The organism is Niallia sp. FSL W8-0635 (assembly GCF_038007965.1).
GTDB lineage: Bacteria > Bacillota > Bacilli > Bacillales > Cytobacillaceae > Niallia.
Genome location: NZ_JBBOYD010000001.1, coordinates 4442572 through 4463558, shown reverse-complemented (window position 1 = coordinate 4463558; position 20987 = coordinate 4442572). Strand labels below are relative to the sequence as shown.

18 protein-coding genes are annotated in these 20987 nt (G+C 35.9%); 9 read left to right on the top strand and 9 right to left on the bottom strand.

Annotation, left to right across the window (positions count from 1 at the left end; all coding sequences use genetic code 11):
* Nucleotides 1-104: 104 nt before the first annotated feature.
* Nucleotides 105-1061, top strand: coding sequence for a LacI family DNA-binding transcriptional regulator (locus NYE52_RS21300; protein WP_341194912.1), 957 nt, complete (start codon nt 105-107; stop codon nt 1059-1061).
* Between the two features lie 35 nt (nt 1062-1096).
* Here the strand turns inward: NYE52_RS21300 and NYE52_RS21295 are convergent, their stop codons facing one another.
* The 9 genes from NYE52_RS21295 to NYE52_RS21255 all read right to left on the bottom strand — a co-directional run bounded on the left by NYE52_RS21295 (nt 1097) and on the right by NYE52_RS21255 (nt 10877).
* The gene (locus NYE52_RS21295) at nt 1097-1843 is read right to left on the bottom strand and encodes a CPBP family intramembrane glutamic endopeptidase (protein ID WP_341194911.1); all 747 of its coding nucleotides are present in this window, start codon (nt 1841-1843) and stop codon (nt 1097-1099) included.
* Between the two features lie 186 nt (nt 1844-2029).
* Nucleotides 2030-2578, bottom strand: a complete 549-nt coding sequence (gene hxlB, locus NYE52_RS21290; RefSeq protein WP_341194910.1) for a 6-phospho-3-hexuloisomerase — start codon at nt 2576-2578, stop codon at nt 2030-2032.
* On the bottom strand, nt 2571-3218 hold the full coding sequence (hxlA, locus tag NYE52_RS21285) for a 3-hexulose-6-phosphate synthase (RefSeq protein WP_341194909.1): 648 nt from the start codon (nt 3216-3218) through the stop codon (nt 2571-2573). Before hxlA ends, hxlB begins: the two co-directional genes overlap by 8 nt.
* A 140-nt stretch (nt 3219-3358) precedes the next feature.
* Complete coding sequence (locus NYE52_RS21280) at nt 3359-4366, bottom strand: LacI family DNA-binding transcriptional regulator (protein WP_341194908.1); 1008 nt, start codon at nt 4364-4366, stop codon at nt 3359-3361.
* Nucleotides 4367-4459: 93 nt separating this feature from the next.
* The gene (locus NYE52_RS21275) at nt 4460-5749 is read right to left on the bottom strand and encodes an MFS transporter (protein WP_341194907.1); all 1290 of its coding nucleotides are present in this window, start codon (nt 5747-5749) and stop codon (nt 4460-4462) included.
* Entirely contained in the window at nt 5746-6711 is a 966-nt protein-coding gene (locus tag NYE52_RS21270) for a sugar kinase (RefSeq protein ID WP_341194906.1), read from the bottom strand. Before NYE52_RS21270 ends, NYE52_RS21275 begins: the two co-directional genes overlap by 4 nt.
* On the bottom strand, nt 6698-7483 hold the full coding sequence (locus tag NYE52_RS21265) for a sugar phosphate isomerase/epimerase family protein (RefSeq protein WP_341194905.1): 786 nt from the start codon (nt 7481-7483) through the stop codon (nt 6698-6700). The genes NYE52_RS21270 and NYE52_RS21265 overlap by 14 nt, the downstream gene beginning before the upstream one ends.
* Nucleotides 7484-7692: 209 nt before the next feature.
* On the bottom strand, nt 7693-9057 hold the full coding sequence (locus NYE52_RS21260; protein WP_341194904.1) for an MATE family efflux transporter: 1365 nt from the start codon (nt 9055-9057) through the stop codon (nt 7693-7695).
* A 284-nt stretch (nt 9058-9341) separates the two neighbouring features.
* Nucleotides 9342-10877 carry a glycosyltransferase gene (locus NYE52_RS21255; RefSeq protein WP_341194903.1) on the bottom strand — a complete coding sequence of 512 codons (1536 nt, stop codon included), beginning with the start codon at nt 10875-10877 and terminating at the stop codon, nt 9342-9344.
* Nucleotides 10878-11100: 223 nt separating this feature from the next.
* Between NYE52_RS21255 and NYE52_RS21250 the strand changes: the two genes are divergently transcribed.
* From NYE52_RS21250 to NYE52_RS21215, 8 genes are all read left to right on the top strand, one after another.
* Nucleotides 11101-12300: an MFS transporter gene (locus NYE52_RS21250; protein ID WP_341194902.1), complete on the top strand. Its 1200-nt coding sequence runs from the start codon at nt 11101-11103 to the stop codon at nt 12298-12300.
* Between the two features lie 515 nt (nt 12301-12815).
* The gene (locus NYE52_RS21245; RefSeq protein WP_341194901.1) at nt 12816-13835 is read left to right on the top strand and encodes a PTS transporter subunit IIC; all 1020 of its coding nucleotides are present in this window, start codon (nt 12816-12818) and stop codon (nt 13833-13835) included.
* Between the two features lie 103 nt (nt 13836-13938).
* Nucleotides 13939-15462, top strand: a complete 1524-nt coding sequence (locus tag NYE52_RS21240) for a PucR family transcriptional regulator (RefSeq protein WP_341194900.1) — start codon at nt 13939-13941, stop codon at nt 15460-15462.
* A gap of 130 nt (nt 15463-15592) precedes the next feature.
* On the top strand, nt 15593-16243 hold the full coding sequence (locus tag NYE52_RS21235; RefSeq protein ID WP_341194899.1) for an aspartate/glutamate racemase family protein: 651 nt from the start codon (nt 15593-15595) through the stop codon (nt 16241-16243).
* 54 nt (nt 16244-16297) lie between these two features.
* Entirely contained in the window at nt 16298-17200 is a 903-nt protein-coding gene (locus tag NYE52_RS21230) for a DMT family transporter (protein WP_341194898.1), read from the top strand.
* A 63-nt stretch (nt 17201-17263) separates the two neighbouring features.
* Nucleotides 17264-18889, top strand: a complete 1626-nt coding sequence (locus NYE52_RS21225) for an OPT/YSL family transporter (protein ID WP_341194897.1) — start codon at nt 17264-17266, stop codon at nt 18887-18889.
* Nucleotides 18890-18900: 11 nt separating this feature from the next.
* Entirely contained in the window at nt 18901-19956 is a 1056-nt protein-coding gene (locus tag NYE52_RS21220) for a DUF917 domain-containing protein (RefSeq protein WP_341194896.1), read from the top strand.
* A 21-nt stretch (nt 19957-19977) separates the two neighbouring features.
* Nucleotides 19978-20928 (top strand): DUF1177 domain-containing protein, encoded by a 951-nt coding sequence (locus tag NYE52_RS21215; protein WP_341194895.1) that lies wholly within the window; start codon nt 19978-19980, stop codon nt 20926-20928.
* Nucleotides 20929-20987: the final 59 nt, after the last annotated feature.

The following is a 20987-nucleotide window of genomic DNA, read 5'->3' as shown; positions in this document are numbered from 1 at the left end:
TATGGGTAGAATTTTTGTTATAGAATAATTATGATAATAGGTAGAGTGATTAACCGCTTACAATTTGTGTGAGAATAAATTATATAAATACTGGGGGAGTTCCTTTGGCAACACTTTCAGATGTGGCAAAGAAAGCAAATGTCTCGAAAATGACTGTATCAAGAGTATTAAACCATCCAGAGCAAGTGACAGATGAATTAAAGCAGCTAGTATATCAAGCAATGCAGGAGTTAAATTATGTCCCTAATTATGCAGCAAGGGCTTTGGTTAATAATCGAACACAAGTGATAAAATTATTAATTTTAGAGGAAATGGACACGGTTGAACCTTATTATATGAATTTATTAACAGGTATGAGCCGAGAACTGGATAAGAATCATTATTCCTTGCAGCTTGTAACAAGGACGTCACTTAATATAGGAAAATGTGATGGTATTATTGTTACAGGGATGAGGGAGCCCGATTATCCTTTTATCGGAAAATTAGCAATTCCAGTCGTCTTATTTGGCGAGAATTTGCATGGATACGACTTTGTTGATGTGGATAATAAAAAAGGTACCTATGTTACGACAAAACATATTTTAGAATTAGGATATGAACAGCTTGTTTTTATTGGAATTGACGAGGAAGAGCCCTTTGAACAGCTTCGTGAGGCCGGATTTATGGAAGCACTCGCCGAAATACATGCAGAAGGGGTAATTTTAAGAGTGAAAAACAGCTCAAGAGAGGCAGAGGCAAAAGTATCCGATTTCTTAACGAAGAAAAAGGGGCAAGTTGGATTTGTTTGCGCTTCTGATCGTATTGCTACAGGTGTGATTCGTGCAATACAGAAGACTGGAAAAAGTGTGCCAGAAGATTATGTTGTAACCGGATTTGACGGTGTATTTTTAGATAGAATTTCTTCTCCTACAATCACAACAATCAAACAGCCGTTAATGGAAATGGGCGAAGCTTGTGCCCGTATGCTTCTAAAGAAAATAAATGAACGAAATAAAAATCAAGGGAAACATATTTTTGAACCGAAGCTTATTGTTCGAGGATCGACTGTTCTTGAAGAGTAGAGGCTTTAGTCTGTAGATGGAAGAACAACTTTAAATTATTGTGATTTTCTATATGGTGAAGTGATAAGGACAAATAATAGTAGTGACAACAAAAGGATTATTAGCTCAGCAGCTAATGATTCTTTTATGATAAACACGGCAGATAAGCTATTCAAAAGTGCATGTGTAATGATACATAGGAAGATACTTTTTGTTTTATAGAAGATGACCGATAATACAAAGGAAAAAGAAATAGTGTTTAAGGTAAATGTAAAAAAGTTTAAAAACTCATATTGATACGTTCCCATGATGAAAAACAAGGGTAAGTGCCAAAGACTCCAGACTACTCCGATTACTAATGTGCTGATAAAAAGGGATAATCTTTTTTCTAATTCAGGTAGCATAAGGCCGCGCCAGCCTATTTCTTCTAGTCCACCAATTACAATATAGATTGGAAATTGTAATAATAAAAGTAGCAATGTTCCCGTCTGTTCACCACCGATTAGATAAAAAGGGATTAGCTGGAACAATACTGTAACAACAAAAATGAAAAAATACTCACTGATTTTCTTTGGAGGAGTGCTACTATTTTTAATAAAGAATTTAAATTCTTCTTTGGAGTCTAAGTTTTTATTAATGATAACAGCAGAAATGGCCGGACTTATGACCCCTAAGATATAAAATATAATTGGAAGGATAGAGGTATTAAAGGAAGTATTGAGTATTTGAGTATATATAATAACTATCCCCCATGAAAAATAGGAAAACAAAAAGGTTATTGTTATGTATTTTTTTAGCTTCATTGTTAATCCTCCCTAGTCTTTGAAATTTGGTGGAAAAAACATACTGAATGTGTATACGAAAAGGAATCACAGAAGTTTCATTATCAACAAATTAAAAAAACGCAAAAGGAGCACACATACTCAAAAAGTAATGTGTGCTCGCTCCAACGAGTTTATCTTACGGGGGGAATATATTTTTTTAATATTCTATTCCATATTACTATGACGCTTAAAAGCTTCCTCAAATCCAATCTCATTCAGTTCAGCAAAGTTTAGACAAATGGTATCAAAGACAATATGGGCACATTGATCAAATAAAGAGCCTAAGGGCTGTATGGATTTCGTTTCTGTTGCCTTCCGATATTTTGTGCTTGCTGGAATACAGATTGTATCAGTTGCTTCTTCCACAAGCGGAGAGCTGGGATCAGTAGTTAAGACTAAAACACTGCAACCTAGTTTGTTGGCTGTTTCAGCCGTCCATATGACAGATTTTGTTTTACCAGAACCAGAGATAGCGATTAAAATGTCTTCGTTGGAAATAGAAGGGGTAATGGTTTCTCCCACTACATATACGGTTGCGCCTAAATGCATTAATCTCATTGCAAAGGATTTGGCCATTAAGCCAGATCTTCCTTCTCCGACAACAAAAATTCTCTTTTTTCCTCTGATCAAAGAGGCTGCATCGATTAATAAGTTTTCATTGACCTGTGACAAAACGACTTGAATTTCTTTTTGAATAGCAGTAAGCTTACTCATTGATAATAACGCCACCTTTTGCTAATTGTTTAAATTGTTTTGCCGCCTCTGATGGGTTGGCGGCCTTCGTAATAGCAGAGCCAATAATGGCTATATCGATTCCACCTGCAAGAAGCTTTGGTAAGGAATCGATGGTTATTCCTCCTGCCGCTGCAATTGTGTGCATAGGAGCTGGATCTGCCGCTGAAATTTCATTATTTTTCCATTCGTTTTTACCACTTAATTCTTGTTCATCCTTACTGATATGTAAGCAGAAAATAGCATCCTTCATCGTGAGAAGAGACTTCAGCTGTTCACTGGATGTATTTAATAAATCAATCATCACTCTTTTTTGATGGATTCTAGCCATTTCTAGACAGGTTTCAATGGTTACTTTTGGGGCATTTCCCATAACGGTGATAATATCAGCACCAGCAGTGAAGCTAATCTCCCCTTCATATTTTGCATTATCCATTGTTTTTGTATCAGCAAGAATCGTTTTATGAGGAAATGCTTTTTTGATTTCTCGAACACTTTCCATACCAAACTCTTTGATTAGTGAGGTTCCGACTTCAATCCAATCAATATCAGATTCTACTAAACGGGTTAATCGTATTGCTTCAGGAATCGTTAATCGATCTAAAGCTAATTGAATTTTCATCTGTACGAACAGTCCTTTCTATTATTACTAAACCGGTTTATTAAATGGATAAAAATTTTTATTGTTGGGAGAAGCGTTATTCTACTCTTTTGGCGCTAAAAACCTTTAGAACTTGAAGAACGCTTCATCCATCCCTAACATTATTGGATTTTTTTGATTGATGATTGTCTCACAATCAGTTCACATGGATATATAATTTTTTCCTTTTGATAGGGTTCCTTATTGATTTCTCTTAGAAGTACCTCGGTAGCTTTTCTTCCCATTTCAAAAGCTGGCTGTGCAATCATTGTTACTGGTGGATTGGAAAGATGGGCAAAAGGGAAATTATCGAATACTATAAGGGAGACATCTTCAGGAACGCGAAGTTGATTTTCCTGTAAAAAAGCTAAAGTCTCTAAGAACACTAAATCATTTCCAGCTAAGATAGCAGTCGGTTGCTTTTCCTTCTGAAAAAGCTGAGACAATGCTGTTTTCACATTTGCTATTTCGGAACTAATAATATATTCTTCATGAATGTCTATCGAGTATGCTTGCAAAGCCTTTTTATACCCCTCAATTCTTTCCTTTCTTGTAGAAATAGTTAATGGCTGCGTCAAAATGGCAATATTCGTATGTCCATTTTCTAAGAATAACTGGGTAGCTTGAAAGCTCGATTCCACGTTTGTGGAAAGGATAAAGGGAGCTTCTATTTCTGGTAAATCTCTATCCATAAATACAACTGGGTAGCCTTCTTCTATCATTTTTGCATAAATAGCCGTATTTTGCCCTGTTGGAAAAATAATAAGACCATCCACCTGTTTCGCACGCAATGTTTCTATATACGTTCTTTCCTTCGTAGGATTATTGTCAGCATTACATATAATCGCCTGATAGTCATGCTCAAAGCAATAATCTTCAATGGAACGGCAGATTTCGGTCGAAAAACGATGCACAATATCAGCTACAATAATTCCAATCATAGAAGTCTTCTTTTGTTTAAGGCTCCGAGCAATATAATTGGGATGATAACCTAGTTCTTCAATAGCACACTTAATTTTTTCTCTTGTGTCTTCTCCCATATATTCATAACGCTTATTGATATATTGGGAAACGGTGCTCTTGGAAACTCCCGCATATTTTGCTACATCTGCCATGGTTACTTTCGCCATTTGTTTTCCTCTCTCACTACATTAATAGATTCTTGTTCTAGTATAAAACAATCTATTCGTACATGGAAAGGGAAAGAGGAAAACGCTTAAAAATTAGTCGTGTAATGGTCGTTGTGTTAATTTTGTTTTCTTTTCCAATACATTTTTTTCTTTTTTTGTCGCAATGATTGTTAAGATAGCCGACAATAATAAGGCAATGGCCATGAAATTATAGGAAGCTCCAAAGCCGCCTGTTACATCATTTAAATAGCCAACGATATAGGCTCCAGCAAAAGAACCTAGTGCACCCATACTGTTGATCAAAGCCATCGCACCACCAGAGACATTTCTAGGAAGTATTTCTGGAATAATGGCAAAGAACGGACCATAAGGGGCATACATTGCTCCTCCAGCAATAGAAAGGAGAATAAAGGATAACCAGAAATTGCTTGTGCCAATTAAATAGGATCCATAGAAGCAGATGGCACCTATTAAAAGAAACGGATAAACAAATAGCTTACGATTTTGGTATTTATCAGAGAAGTAGGAAACCGCTAACATAAGAACACATGCTAATACATAAGGAATGGACGCCAGCCAACCAGTTGTAACAATACTAGCATTTGGAGCGGAATTGATAATAGTAGGAAGCCACATAACAAAACCATATACACCAATACTCCAAAGTGCATATTGAAGACTAAGAAGAATAACAGTCTTCGATTTAAAGGCTTCTTTATAATCCTTTACAGGTTTTAACTCTTTTTGTTCTTCTAATAATGCTTTGTTAATGGCTGCTTTTTCCTCATTGTCCAGCCATTTTGCATCTTTTGGATGATCATTAACTAGCTTCCACCATAAAAATGCCCATATAACTGCAGGTAATCCTTCTAAAATAAACATCCATCTCCAGCCAAGGGATTCAAGAATATAGCCAGATACAATACTCATCCATAAAACAGTAGCAGGATTTCCTAGAATTAAAAAGGTATTTGCTCGAGAACGTTCTGCTTTTGTAAACCAATGACTTAAAAATACTAACATAGCAGGCATAACGGCACTTTCCACTACCCCTAAGCTAAAACGGATAACGAATAATATTTTTACATTTGAAATAAGGCCAGTTGCAGTTGCTAAGAAGCCCCACAGAATTAGTGACCAAAATATTAGCTTTTTTGCACTCTTATTCTCCGCGTAATGAGCTCCTGGTATTTGGAAGAAGAAGTAGCCTAAAAAGAATAATGCACCAAGCAGGGAAGAGGTAGCTGCAGTAATATTTAGATCCTCCGCTAAGCCACCGGCAGCTCCAAAGCTATAATTCGCTCTGTCTAAATAAGCTAGGCTATAGGTAATAAAAACAATCGGGATAAGGCGAATCCATCTTTTTTTAGAAAGGGTATTCATATTCTTACACTCCTTTGAGATTGATTGTTTATAAAATGCATAAGTTCTTGCATATCTGGATATCCAGTATTGTCACCAAGAGATTGAACAGCTAATGCGCCGATTGCATTCCCTCGTTGAACAGACTCTTCTACAGGAAGACCTTCTAATAAACCGCTTATTACACCAACAGCAAAACCGTCACCTGCACCGACGGTATCGATTACTTTTTCTACCGGATAGCCATTTATTATGCCTTCTTGTTTCGATGATTTAAAGTAGGCACCCTGTTCCCCTAGCTTTATAATGACTAATTCCACTCCAGCATCCAAGTAGTAGGAGGCAATATCACTAGGGGTTTTAAAGCCGGTTAGTTTGCAGCCTTCTTCTAATCCAGGTAATACATAGTTGGCTTGTTTAGCAAAGAAGTTAATAGTATCAACCATCTCCTTTTCGGAATTCCAGAGCCTTGGTCTTAGATTTGGATCAAAAGAAATCTTTTTAGCTTTGTTTTTAAAAAAGCTTAACGCATGCTGGGCAAAATTTCTAGTATCAGAAGAAAGCGCTAATGGGATACCTGTCATATGCAAGTGTTTTGCCTTTTGGAAATAGTGCTCACTAAAATCTGAGATAGCTAAATGGCTCGCAGCGGAGCCTTTTCGAAAGTATTGAACTTCTGGATCTCCTTCTGTTACACGTGATTTTAATTGAAATCCTGTTGGAAACTGAGTATCTGTTATGATTTGATCTACTTGAACTTGATGCTTCTGTAATTTCTCCATAATAAATTTTCCAAAGGCATCTGCACCTACTTTACTTACAAAGCTTGCATTGTATCCTAATTTGGCTAAGCCGATTGCTACATTTGTTTCCGCACCCGCAAGCTCCATTGTAAAATGATTTATCTCTTGTAATGGACCACAAGAATCCGCAATGAACATAGCCATTGCCTCACCAAATGTAATAACATCAATGGAATGCATGTGAATTTTCCCTCCCCTGATTTGCTTCGACAATATCTATATACTTGTTTATTTCCTCTAATGAGCTCTCCAAGGAAAACTCCAATGCTCTCGGAATGGAGGCTGGAATCCATTGATCTAGCTGTCGCCAATAAGCGTTTTGTTCAAGTGGTAAAGACACGGTAAAAAAATGATTATCCTCTTTACATACATGCTTCAAATGAAGATAGAAAATATAAGGTTGGAAAATTTGAAAAGCTTCATAAGCGTCTTCGTTTTGAAAAGTCCAATTACCAATATCAAATGTCATTTTCACAGGCAATTCTAATTTAGAAGCGTTTTCAAAAAAGGCCGCTAGTGGCTGTATTTTTCCGCCTTCTAACGTCTGGTCATTTTCTACTAATAAAGAGACATTTGGATGCTTCTTCAAAATCTTCCCTAATGATTGGAGATCTGATTGCTCTTCCATATAATGACCCAAAGGAAGCTTTATCCATTTTGCCGAGATGCAGTAACTTTCTTCAAAGATAGTTTGAAGTGCCTGTTCGTTTACGAAGCCATTGCTATTCCAAACGGGAATAGGTGCGGAATAAACGGTAGTTAAGTTAGTTTTGTGAAGAATAGGTTGTATATTTTGTAAGACAGATAGTAAATCCTTTTCCTTTAATAATTCTCTTCTAATTTCTATTCCGGATGCTTTTGATTTTCCAACAATAGAAATGGCTTGAAGTAAGTCTTTCATTGTTATTTTTTCAGCAAATAAAGAATTTAGAGGAATATATATTTCTGACATTTCCATTTCACCTCTCATAAAACGATTTAGTAAACCGGTTTAGTTATATTATAATTGGTATGAAAGCGCTTATCAATAACTAATTTTAAAAAATTTGAAAATTAGGGAAAAAGTCGGGGAGGTTAATTTACGAAAAAACAATTTAGCTGTCAAACAAAAAAAGCCTATGTAAAAGAACTCTTTTACATAGACCGTATGAAAATTATGCTTTATGCATGCTCCTTCATCGCGCGATTAACCTTCACTCTTTCCCAAGGCTTAGATTTCCAGCGTCTAAAGGCGAATATGCCTCTGAACCATTCATCCATTCCTTGCGCAAGCCAAACTCCGAGTAACCCTAATCCTAATGTAATTCCTAAGGCGTAGCTCAGTGTAACGGCGATTCCCCACATCGAAATAATTCCAATGATGACAGGGAAGCGGACATCTCCAGAAGATTTTAAGGAACTCATTAATACGATATTCATTGCTCTTCCAGGTTCTGTGAATACAACTGCCCATAAAATAGGCAAACCGATCGCAATAATTTCATAGTTATTTGTAAATATCTCTAAAATTGGCTGACCAATAACTGCCATTACTAATGCTGCTACTAACGAAACAATCATGGCAAGTCTAAGTGTCTTAATTCCACGTTTCAGGGCACGGTCAAACTGCTTTCCGCCAATATAGCGAGCAACAAGAAGCTGAGTACCTTCAGCAATAGCTAAAGTAAATAAGTAGCAGATCATCGAGATATTGCTAATATATACTCTTGCCGCTAAGGAAGCATCTCCAAATGAAGCGACAATGGCTGTAATCATTAATTGAGAAAATTGATAGGATAAATTTTCTCCAGCGGAAGGAATTCCAATATATAACATGTCACGGATGTCTTGTTTATTAACCTTAATAAAATCTTTTACTGAAAAAGTTAACGCAATTCTTTTATATACAAGATAAACCAAGATTAGAACAGCAAATGCTCTAGCAACAACAATCGTCCAGGAAACCCCGATTACACCTGTAATAGGTAAGCCGAAAATTCCTAGAATACTAATGGCATAGCCTACCACGCTTATCACGTTCATCAAAATACTGACGATCATGGATTCTTTTGTAAAACCATGGCTTCTTAATACAGCACTAAGTGCAAGTGAGAGAGATTCTAAGAAGAGGGATGCGCCGCATATACGAACAAATATTAATCCGTATTCTAATACTTCACCGCGTATATCAAAAAGTTGTAATAAATGTTCACCGAAGACAACAACGAGGACTGCGATTATTATGCCGAACCAGAAGTTAAGACCAACTGCAGAACGGGCAAACCTTCTCGCTTTGTTAAGCTCATTAGCTCCAAGTTTTTGTCCAATCAAAATCATAGCAGCGATAGATGTTACATTAAAGACAAGGATAAAAATTCCAAGAAGCTGATTGGCAACCCCAACTCCTGCGGCTGCACCATCTGAATAATGGCTAAGCATTAAAGTGGCGGTAACTCCCATCCCCATGTGTAAAGCAAGTTCAATAAACAATGGCCAAGATATATTAAAAAGAGACTGATTTTGTATTTTAGTTGTTGAAACACTCAACAGTTAAGCTCCCCTTTACATTTTAAAATTGCAAACATAAGAACCATTTTATGCTTATTTAAAAGAAAGTAAAGGGGAAAACACCACATTTTTTAGGAAATTTTTTTATAGGCTTATTTGAAGGGATGGATTCTTTTTATAAATAGTAAGAAGAGCCTTATTAGGTAAGGGCTCTTCTCGTTACCAAAGTAATAATTTTAAATAATAGCCTAGTTATTTTTTTCTAATACAAGTTTTCTCAATAACAAATTTGTATAAATTATGGAGTAAAGAAGCACTTTAAATCAAATTGATGCAATTAAGTTTTCCCATTTTTGAAGAATAATTTCATCCGAAAATGCTTCAATCATATCTTTTCTACCGTTCTTCCCCATTTCAACAGCGATATCTGGGTTGTTCAGAAGGAAAAGAACTTTCTCTGCCATCATTTTTATATCTCCATCTGGAATAAGAAAACCTGTTTTGCTATCTTTAATGACATCTGAGGGACCATAATTACAATCAAAGGAAACGACAGGGGTTGCAGCTTCCAATGATTCAGTGATAGATAGACCAAATGCTTCGTATCGTGATGTTAAAATGGTTAAACAAGACTGCGCCATTTCTTTTCTAACATCTTTAGAATATCCCATTAATTTAACGTTATTTTCTAGGCTATATTCCTTAATTAATGTATTAAGACTCTCTTCTTCGGATCCACTTCCGTAAATCTCTAATTTAGCATCTGGATTTTTTTCTACCACAAGCTTAAACATTTTTATTGCACGGTCTATTCCTTTTTGAAAATGAAGTCTAGTAAACATACTTACTTTATTTTGATCTTTTTTATAAACAGATAGATTATTTATTGGCTGAGAATTAGGTAAAACAAATATATTATGGTGCTTTCCGAATTCAGCCTCCACATCTTCCCTTTGTTTATGAGTCAGAATAACTAAAGCTTCCAATTGGTCGATTCTTTCAAAAATAAACCGATGATTTTCTTTTATGGTGCTTCCCAAAGTATAAGGAGGATTATAGTGGTTTATGTGGATAAAAGATATTCTTTTAGCAACCTCATTTGAAACATTTAAAATTTTAGGTAAACTACCAGGTCCATCACATATAAGTATTGGTTTCTGCTTATTTACCCTTTTCCTACATAAAATGGTAAGCCAGTGTGTTGCTAATTCATTGTTGTTTTTAAATTGATAGGTAGTTTTAGTTTCTCTGTCAAATAAGAAAATGGAGATTGGATTTTCAGAATTAGAACTATACCATTTTACTAAATAACAATAGCCATCATTTGTATAATAACGTTCACTATTCACTTTATTGTGAATGGGATCGTATGTAAATATTATTTGAACACTCTTATTAGAATTAAATTTAATTCTTTTTGTTCGTTGTCTAGTTTCATTAAAGAAATCAATAACTTTAAGGTTCCCTTTTTTATCATATTTTTTGTATTTTTCATAAATTCCATTTGAAAAATATCTAACAATACTTGGATTGTTAGAGTCTACAGCTTCTTGTTTATTAGCTTCTTTCAAAGGAACATTTTGATTATAAATCTTTTTATTAATAGATTTTCGTTTTGTATTTTCATTCTTAAGATCCTCATGTAGGTTAAGAATATTTGTCCGTTCATCCATTTTCTTAGATTTAATTAATTTAGTTCGAACGCTATCATAGTCAGGATTAAAATCAAAAGTAACTATGTCAGCTTCGTATCCGGAGTCATAAAACATTTTACTTCTATTAAGCATAGCGGTGGTCATTCCGCCTTTTTTATCATTTATCTCATACACTGCCATATAAATATTAGGTTTTAAATTCAATATTATTCCCTCTTTACACTAATAATTACAAATGGGAGCCATTTGTAATTGGATTATATACCCAGAAAAGAAGATGGTCAAACTGTAAACTGAATGGGAAATAATTAGAATAAAAATTAAATAAAATGTAATGATTCGTGTCATGACAAGTGTTATTATAGTAGATAGTTTTCATAAATAGGATACATATAGGAAAGCCTAAGAAAAAACTGGGAGGAAAAAAATGAAAAAAGAAATATCAAATAGAAAAATTCTTGGTATTGCAGGACTTGGGTGGATGTTCGATGCGATGGACGTCGGGATGCTTTCTTTTATTATTACTGCACTCCAAGCAGATTGGGGATTAACAGGAAAAGAAATGGGCTGGATAGGCAGCATGAATTCCATTGGAATGGCAGTCGGAGCGCTTATTTTTGGGTTAATGGCAGATAGAATTGGTAGAAAGCATGTTTTCATGATTACTCTATTATTATTTTCTATTGGTAGTGGATTGTCTGCCTTCACTAGTTCTTTAACAATCTTTTTAATTCTGCGTTTCTTTATTGGGATGGGACTCGGCGGAGAGTTACCGGTAGCATCTACACTTGTTTCAGAGAGTGTTCCAAAGGAAAAACGTGGAAGAGTTGTAGTGCTACTTGAAAGCTTTTGGGCTTTTGGCTGGTTACTAGCAGCAGTAATTTCTTATTTTGTTATTCCAAAGTATGGATGGCAAGCAGCCTTATTAATTAGCGTACTTCCCGCATTTTATGCAATCTATTTACGATTGCATTTGCCAGATTCACCGAAGTTTTTAAAAGTAGAAAAGGAAAAGAAATTAACGGTTAAGGAAAGCATGCAAGCGGTTTGGACAAAGGAAAACCGAAAGCAAACGGCAACATTATGGGTTTTATGGTTTTGTGTAGTGTTCTCTTATTATGGAATGTTTTTATGGCTTCCAAGTGTAATGGTTTCACAAGGATTTAGTATGATTAAGAGCTTTGAATACGTATTAATTATGACATTGGCACAATTGCCAGGCTATGCAGTTGCGGCCTATCTAATTGAAAAAGCAGGAAGAAAATTTGTCTTAGTATTATTTTTAGTTGGCACAGCAGGAAGTGCGTTTATGTTTGGGCTAGCTGATAGTACAGCAATGCTACTTACAGCAGGAATTCTTTTATCCTTCTTCAATTTAGGGGCATGGGGAGCTCTTTATGCTTATACACCGGAACAATATTCTACGAAAGTGCGTGGAACAGGTGCAGGAATGGCCGCAGCTGTGGGAAGGGTTGGAGGAATCCTCGGACCATTATTAGTCCCTTACTTAACAGCACAAAATGTATCCATTCCATCTATCTTTACTATTTTTTGTATTGCTGTGTTAATTGGAGCTGCAGTAGTACTTTTCTTTGGAAAAGAAACGAAGAATACGGAAATTATCTAAGAGTGGTTCGCCACTCTTTTTTGTTAAATATTCTGACAAAACTTCAGTTTAGTAAAAAAAATCACCTCTACCCTTCATATCGATTTAATCTTTCTATATTTATTATCATTTTATCCCAAAATAGACAAATGATTTTACAATGTGATTTTGATGATAACGCTTTTATATATTCTGAAATAAAATAATTATTTACATTTTCAGAATATTGGTGATATTATAACTACACAATAAACCGTTTAGGAGGAGCATATCATGAAGATCAAAGCAAATACATTACTGATTATTATACTCATATTATGCTCTTAGGATTAAATAATCCCTCTTTAACATATCGGGAATTGTTTAGTCCAGTTTTTGTTATTTAAAAACAAGGCACTGAACAGTTTACAAGGATTGAAAGTGCCTATCCAAAAATTGGACAGGTTTTTTTGTTTTTATTGGCTGGTTAATCTCAACAAAAAGTATAAAAATAGCCATTTATATAATTATATTTCTAATAGAGGAGAAGAGAAACAATGAAAAACAAAGAGTATTTTATGGAACGAATGTATAAAGCCTCAGCAGGAATGTCTAACGCAGTACTAGTTACATTGGGAATGGGATTGCTGTTAGAATCGATCGGTAAAGCATTTGGCTGGGATATATTAATCCAAATTGGCGGAGTAGCAAAGGTATTACTAGCACCTGCATTTGGGGCAGGAATTGCCTATCAATTAGGCGGAAACACATTAGTAATTTTTAGTGCAATGGTCTGTAGCACCATTGGCGGAAATGCTCTACATGCAACAGATGCAGGAATGGTACTGGTTTCAGGCCAGCCAATCAGTGCAGTACTAGCGGCAGTTGTTGCAACATACGTTGGGAAAAGGGTGAATGGAAAAACAATCTTAGACATGGTAGCAATTCCAGCTGCAGCGATTTTAGTTGGAGGCATGGCAGGAGTTGGTTTAGCAGCAGTAACAACACCAATGTTGGAATGGATTAGTGCACAAATTACTACTTCTGTTCAAGGCTATCCACTAGTAGCGCCAATGGTTATCTCCTTAGTATGGAGCATCCTGCTTATGACTCCAGCATCATCGGCAGCTTTAGCAATCGCGTTACAAATGGATCCCGTTTCAAGCGCAGCAGCGTTAATCGGTTGTACTGTACAATTTGTCGGATTTACAGCAATGTCTCTTCGTCAAAATGATTTAGGAGGATTTCTTGCACAATCAATCATTACACCAAAAGTACAGTTTCCGAATCTTGTGAAAAATCCATTGTTAATCATTCCGCCTTTTGTAGCAGCAGTCATTTGTGCACCAATTGCTACATTAGGATTTGGGTTTACAGCAACGTATGAATTAGCTGGATTAGGATTGAATTCCTTAATTGCACCAATTAGCATTATGGCAACACAAGGATTGAATGGATTTCTAATCTATGTGGCAGTTGGTATGATACTTCCAATTGTTATTACACTACCTTTGTATTTTGTCATTCTTCGTGTAGGCTGGGTAAAAACAGGAGATTTGGCGATGAGAGTGCAGTAAAGATTATAGAATAAAGGATAGAGGCTTCCAATTAAAATAGGAGGCCTCTTTTCATGGATAGACATAATGAAGCAAGAGAAATTCAATAAGTAGGTGATAAAGAATGAACCAATCAGGGATTACTGTTAATGATTTATTGCGACTGCCTGTTTTAAAGGACGCTAAAGTTATAAGTGGCAGGGAAGGATTAAACAGAAGCGTTCAAAATATTGATATTATGGAGGTACCAGATGTCGAAGGTTGGCTAAGAGAAGGAGAGCTATTACTGACGACCGCCTATTCAATAAGACATGATTTGTCCTTACTGACTAAACTAGTGGAGAAATTATCTCATGCAAATGCTGCCGCATTAGCAATAAAGCCAGAAAGGTATTTGCATGAAATGCCACAGGAAATGATAGAGGTTAGCAATAAATATAAGCTTCCTATTATTCAGCTTCCAGTCGGAGTTCCATATATTGATATCACCAATGCTGTCATGGAGCAAATTGTGAATAAGCATGCGGCTTTACTTAGAAGATCGGAAGAGATATATAAGAAATTAACGACATTAGTTCTTGAAAACAGTGGAATCCAAACGGTTGCGGATAATGTATCGGAAATGATAGAAGCTCCTATTATTCTTTTGGATAAACAAGGAAAGGAAATCGTTTCCTCACCAAAGAATGCAAAGCTGGAGAATTTTACTCACGGAAAGGATTGGGATATTACAGTTGACAAAGAGCGAGTTGGTAAATTTCTTATTGAAAAAGAATACTTGGATGATATGGATAAAATATGTGTGGAACAAGCACGTTTAGTTTTTTCATTAGAATTAATGAGGAGAAAAACAGCTGCGGATACGGAGAATCAGCTAAGAGGGAATTTTATTGAAGAACTACTTGCAGGTATATTTCTCCCGCAGGAGGAAGTGGTTAATAAAGGAAGGCAGCTGGGATTAGATCCGGAAATAATGTGGGAGATAATAGTGGTGGAGAGTACGAATATAATAGAGGATGATTCCCCATTTTTAAAAGATATAAGTAGGTTAGTAGAATCAATAAATCTGCCGAATGCTAATAAAATTTATACACAGAAACAAGGCAATCGGCTAATCATCCTATCAGCCTTTTCTTATCAACCGGTTTTGACGAAAGATACAAATGAGTTATGGATGGAGAAATTAGTTCCTTTCATGAATAAATATACTGATTTTCGAGTGGGATTTGGAGGAAGATCTCTGTTATGGGAAATTCATCTAAGCTATTTAGAAGCTAGAAATTCCATTTTGATTGGCTCCAATTTGAATAAAGGAAAACGAATTTATTTTTATGAAGAAATTGAGATATTTAAGTTGTTACTAGATAGTACGGATCATGTTAATCTGGATGTGGTCATTGAGAGGAAAATAGGGAAGTTAATTCAATATGATAAAGAAAATGACAGTGACCTTGTCAAAACACTTTTTTATTACTTATCTTCAAATGGAAGTTTAAAAGAAACAGCTAAACAGTTATATATCCATCGAAATTCTGTAAAATATCGAATTGATCGAATAAAGGAAATTGCAGATATAACATTAGATTCCTTTCAAGAGAAGCTTCTATATTATTTTTGCATCTTTTTTCATAATTTTAAGGGATCCTAAACAAAAGAATCTATTGTACCCAGAGCACAATAGATTCTTTTGTTTTTTGTTTTTTCGGGACATTGTGACAAAGAGATGTAGAAGTTAAAATATAAATATTCAGAAAATTTAATTAAGAAGGAGTGCTGAAATGATTGGAGTAATTCGTGTTTTCACAACGGAGAATAAAACAGTCTTGAACCAACATGGCAAAATAATTACTGAAGTATATGGCTTGCCAACGCATAATCAATGTATTCCAGAACAAACTCTTGGTATTTATGATAAATCTTCAGAAGTAGAAGCGATACCAAAAATTGTAGAACTAGGAAAAAAGATGGAGAAAGAGGGGGTAAAGATACTTGCTATTAGCTGTGCAGCAGATCCTGGAATAGAAGAACTAAGAAAAGCAGTTTCCATACCAGTAATCGGGGCAGGAAGTGCTGCGGCATTAACAGCTCTTGCCTTTGGTAAGCCTGTTGGAATATTAGGAATAACACAAGACGTACCAGAGGTTATGAAGAAGCTTTTAGGGGAACTTTTGGTTGCTTCAGCTGTTCCAGAGGATGTAAAAAATACGACAGACCTAATGAAAGCAGAAGGAAAAGAAAAAGGTTTAAAAGCTGCTAAGTCTCTACTAAATGAGGGGGCAGAGGTAATTGTATTTGCTTGTACAGGTTTCTCTACAATTGGACTGGCAGAACAATTACGTCATGAATTGAAAGTGCCAATTATTGATGCAGTAGAAGCAGAAGGGCAGTTTGCCGCACAATTATACCATTCCTTTACAGAAGTAGTATAAGCATGTTTTGACAAAAATTTATAGTTGTTATGCTGAAAGAAGGTTTTTTCCTTTGTGAAACATTATTTTATTCTTGTATTTTGTGTGGTAATATGGGCCGCTAATTATTTAGTACGCCAGTTATTATTGACTAACTTTTCATCGATGTTCCTATCTGCCTTCAGCTTAACCGTGGTCTCACTCTTCTTTATAATCATTGTATTTTTTATGAACGCCTTTGTAAGGGTAACAAAGAAAGAATTGATTCTCTTCTTTTTAGCAGGCTTGATTGGACTAGTTTTTAATCAACTCTTTTTATTCAGTGGTTTGCAATATTCAACAGCATCTAATGCGTCACTTATATTTAGTATGGCTCCTCTTATTACAGCACTTCTTGCCAGAGTTATATTAAAAGAAAAAATCACTAGAAATTTAATTATAGGAAGTATTATTGCACTTTTAGGCGTTTATTTCGTGTTATCAGCAAATGGAAGATTTCAATATAATATTGGAGACATTTTGTTATTCGGAGCAACAGTGACTTTTTCTTGTAATCTAATTTTTGTAAGAATGCTTTCTAAGGGGATTTCCCCTTTAATCATTACCACTTATAGCTTTTTAATAGCAAGCCTAATGTTTGATCCCTTTATATTGGTAAGTGTGGATATCAATTGGAATCAACCGTTGATTATGTGGTTAATAGCTTTTTTATCCGTTCTGATAGGTCAGGGAATAACAACTTTAATGTGGAACAACACAATGCAATCAGTGGGAGCAGCAAAATCTACTGTTGTTCTTAATTTACAGCCGATTATTACACTGTTGTTGGATTATTGGATATATGATACGAAAATTTCCATCCTGCAATTAATAGGGACTACTCTAGTAATCTATGGAGTCTTGTTAAGTGTCATTCGTTATGAACTATTTGGAAGGAAACGGTTTTCTCTTCTGTTATTAAAAAAATCAAAATACTAGTTTAATCAGTAATTGGATTAGTTTATGTTGATCTTTAAAACAAAAAAATTTGGAGGATAGTATATGAAACAAGTAGATTCAGAAAAAAAACACCCTCGTTTATTTGAACCCGTTTCCCTTATTTTAACAATTGTTACAGCGGTTTTTGGGGCAATTATTGGGATGCAGATCATTGTATCCTTAGGAGTTACGCCAAATACATCTATCATAGGTGCACTTATTGCTATGCTGATTGCTAGAATTCCAGTCACTATGTTTAAAAGATATAAGTCTATCCATAGACAAAATTTAGTTCAAACATCTATATCTGCAGCGACATTCGGGGCTGCAAATAGCTTATTAATTCCAATAGGAATTCCTTTTTTAATAGGTGCTCCCGATTTAATTATTCCGATGCTAATAGGTGCTACATTGGCTATGTTTGCAGATGCAGCAATTTTATATAAATTATTTGATTCAAAACTATTTCCTGCATCTGGTACATGGGCACCAGGAGTAGCAACGGCACAAGCTATAGTAGCAGGAGATAAAGGAGGCAAAAGAGCAGGACTTCTTGGTATAGGAACACTTATTGGAATAATAGGTTCCATTCTACATATTCCGATGTCTGCCTTTGGAGTTGCATTTATCGGAAACATTTGGGCTTTAACGATGTTTGGAATTGGCTTACTATTCCGTCAATATTCTATTCCTGTTTTTGGTGTAGATGTAAATGCACTTTATATTCCCCATGGCATTATGATTGGTGCTGGAATCGTGGCATTAGTCCAAGTGGCGCTATTGATTTTCGGCAAAGATAAAAGAAAACAAAAGGGAAAAAATCAAGAGGTTGCCGCTTCTTTAGAAAATATCCAAGATGATTCCAATTTTACAACACCTATTGGAGTAGCTAAAAAGACTTTAGGAATTGGATTTATTGTTTATATGATTATTGCTTTAATTATTGCCTTAACAGGTGGTCTTATTACAGATATGTCAGTTGGCATGTTGATTGGATTTTTATTTTTTGCCGCGTTTGCTGCTTTTGTTCATGAATTAATTGTTGGTATTGCAGCCATGCATTCAGGCTGGTTTCCAGCGTTTGCCGTTGCATTTATTACGCTTCTTATCGGAATGATGATCGGTTTCCCACCGTTAGCACTAGCTTTACTTGCTGGTTTCAGTGCAGCAACGGGTCCAGCCTTTGCTGATATGGGTTATGACTTTAAAACTGGACATATTCTTAGAGGAAATGGCTCAGATAAAAAATATGAAATAGATGGAAGAAAGCAACAGTATATGACGTCTTTGGTTGCCTTTGGAGTAGCGCTACTAACAGTGCTTATCACATATAAAGGATACTTTGCCAATAATCTAGTCCCTCCGATTGATGCTGTATATGTTTCTACTATTCAGGCAGGTACTTCAATGGAAGTCGCTCGACAATTACTAATTTGGGCAATTCCAGGTGCCATCCTCCAAATACTTGGGGGTTCAAGTCGACAACTAGGCGTTATGTTTGCAACAGGCTTATTAATATTAACTCCATATGCAGGAATTGCTGTATTAGCAGGAATTATTATTCGTGTAATTTGGGTGAAGAAAAAAGGTAAAGAAGCGGAAACGCCAATGAGTATATTGGCTGCAGGGTTTATTGCCGGAGATGCACTATATAGTTTCTTTAACTCTGTATTTAAATTAGGGAAATGAGGAAATGAAAAGTGACCATAAAATTAGATAAACAAATCGTAGAGTTTGCGGTATATGGCGGTGCCGTACTTGGTGGCGGCGGAGGAGGAAAAATAGAAGATGGTCTTCAGATAGGTCGTCTTGCTTTAGAAGTAGGCCAGCCGATTTTAAAAACGGCGGAGGAAATGGCAGAGGAAGATTTGCTTGTAACTGTTTCATTAGTTGGTGCTCCAGCAGCAAAGGAGCAATATGTAAAACCTGTCCATTATGTTAAAGCAATTGAACTACTAGCCAGTAAGCTGGACCAACCCCTTCAAGGTATTATTACTAATGAAAATGGTGCTGGGACGACAGTGAATGGCTGGTTTCAATCATCTATGACTGGATTACCAGTAGTGGATCTTCCTTGTAACGGTAGAGCCCATCCAACTGGAACAATGGGTTCGTTAAACTTATCAGAAATTCCAACTTATATTTCTCATCAAGCAGCTGTAGGTGGAAAAGGAGATAAGTATGTAGAAATGCTTATCTCTGGTTCATTGGATACAACAGCGAAAACCGTTCGTCAATTATCCGTTGAAGCTGGCGGGTTGGTGGCAGTGGCAAGAAATCCTATAACAGTAGGTTACGCAAAGCAAAACGGAGCTAAGGGAGCGATTTCGCAGGCAATCCAAATAGGAAAAGCTTTGTTATCTACTAAAGGAGAAGCGGCTATTGAAGCAGTTGTTTCTGAATTAGGAGGATCGGTTGTAACTGAAGGGACAGTAACTGCATTTACTTTAGAAACCATAGGTGGTTTCGATGTAGGAAAAGTAACCATTAACGATTGCTATGATATGACCTTCTGGAACGAATATATGACAATCGAAAAAGATGGAGACCGCTTTGGGACTTTTCCGGATCTTATTATGACACTGGATGCGAAAACCGCAAGACCGATTGTAACAGCCGAGATAGAAAAAGGTCAGAAAGTAGCTGTTATAACCGTACCGAAGGAAAAATTGCGCCTAAGTAGTACGATGAGCAACCAAAAGCTAATAAAGCCAATTGAAAAAATAATAAATAAAGAGATTATTTCTTATCTTTAATAATAGGGAGAGATGAATAGTATGGTATTAAAACAAACTTTAGTAGCGTTAGAAACATTAGATAATGCATTTGTAACAGGGGAGATTGTTGCGGATTTATTTAAAGAATATCCAAATGTACAAACAGATGTTGTAAAAGTAACAGGGGAAAAAGGAAGTACAGATTTCATTAAAATTACAATTCCTGGATCAAAAGGTAAATCAAGTGGCGGCACCGTTCCGACAGTAGGCATTATTGGAAGACTAGGAGGCATTGGGGCACGTCCAAGCAGAATTGGATTAGTTTCTGATGCAGATGGAGCAGTAGCTGCCATTGCTTCTGCACTAAAGTTAGCAGATATGCAGGTAAAAGGAGATGTACTAACTGGTGATGTTATTGTTTCTACCCATATTTGTCCAGATGCTCCAACTAGACCACATGAGCCAGTCGACTTTATGGATTCTCCAGTCGACATATTAACAATGAATAAGCATGAAGTAATTCCAGAAATGGACAGTATTATTTCGATTGATACAACAAAAGGAAATAGAGTAGTTAATCATAAAGGTATTGCTCTTTCTCCAACAGTTAAAGAAGGTTACATCCTTCGAGTGAGTGAGGACTTATTAAGAATTATGGAAATGACAACAGGGAAATTCCCAATCACCTTCCCGATTACTTCACAAGATATAACACCATATGGAAATGATTTGTATCATATTAATTCTATTTTACAGCCATCTGTTGCAACAGATGCTCCTGTAATTGGATTGGCAATAACAGCTCAATCGATTGTGCCAGGATGTGGCACTGGTGCTAGCCATGAAACGGATATTGCAGATGCAGTTCGTTTTTCAGTAGAGGTTGCAAAGGAAACAACTAGTGGTACTTGCCAATTTTATGATCAAGATGAATTTAATAGAATGACAACATTATATGGTTCAATGAAGGTGCTACAAACAATGGGGAAAGCTACTTCTCCACAATCCTGATTGAGTAATAGAGTGAGGTGAGGGAGCGTGGCTTCCTCCCTTTCGCTATTAAAAATGAA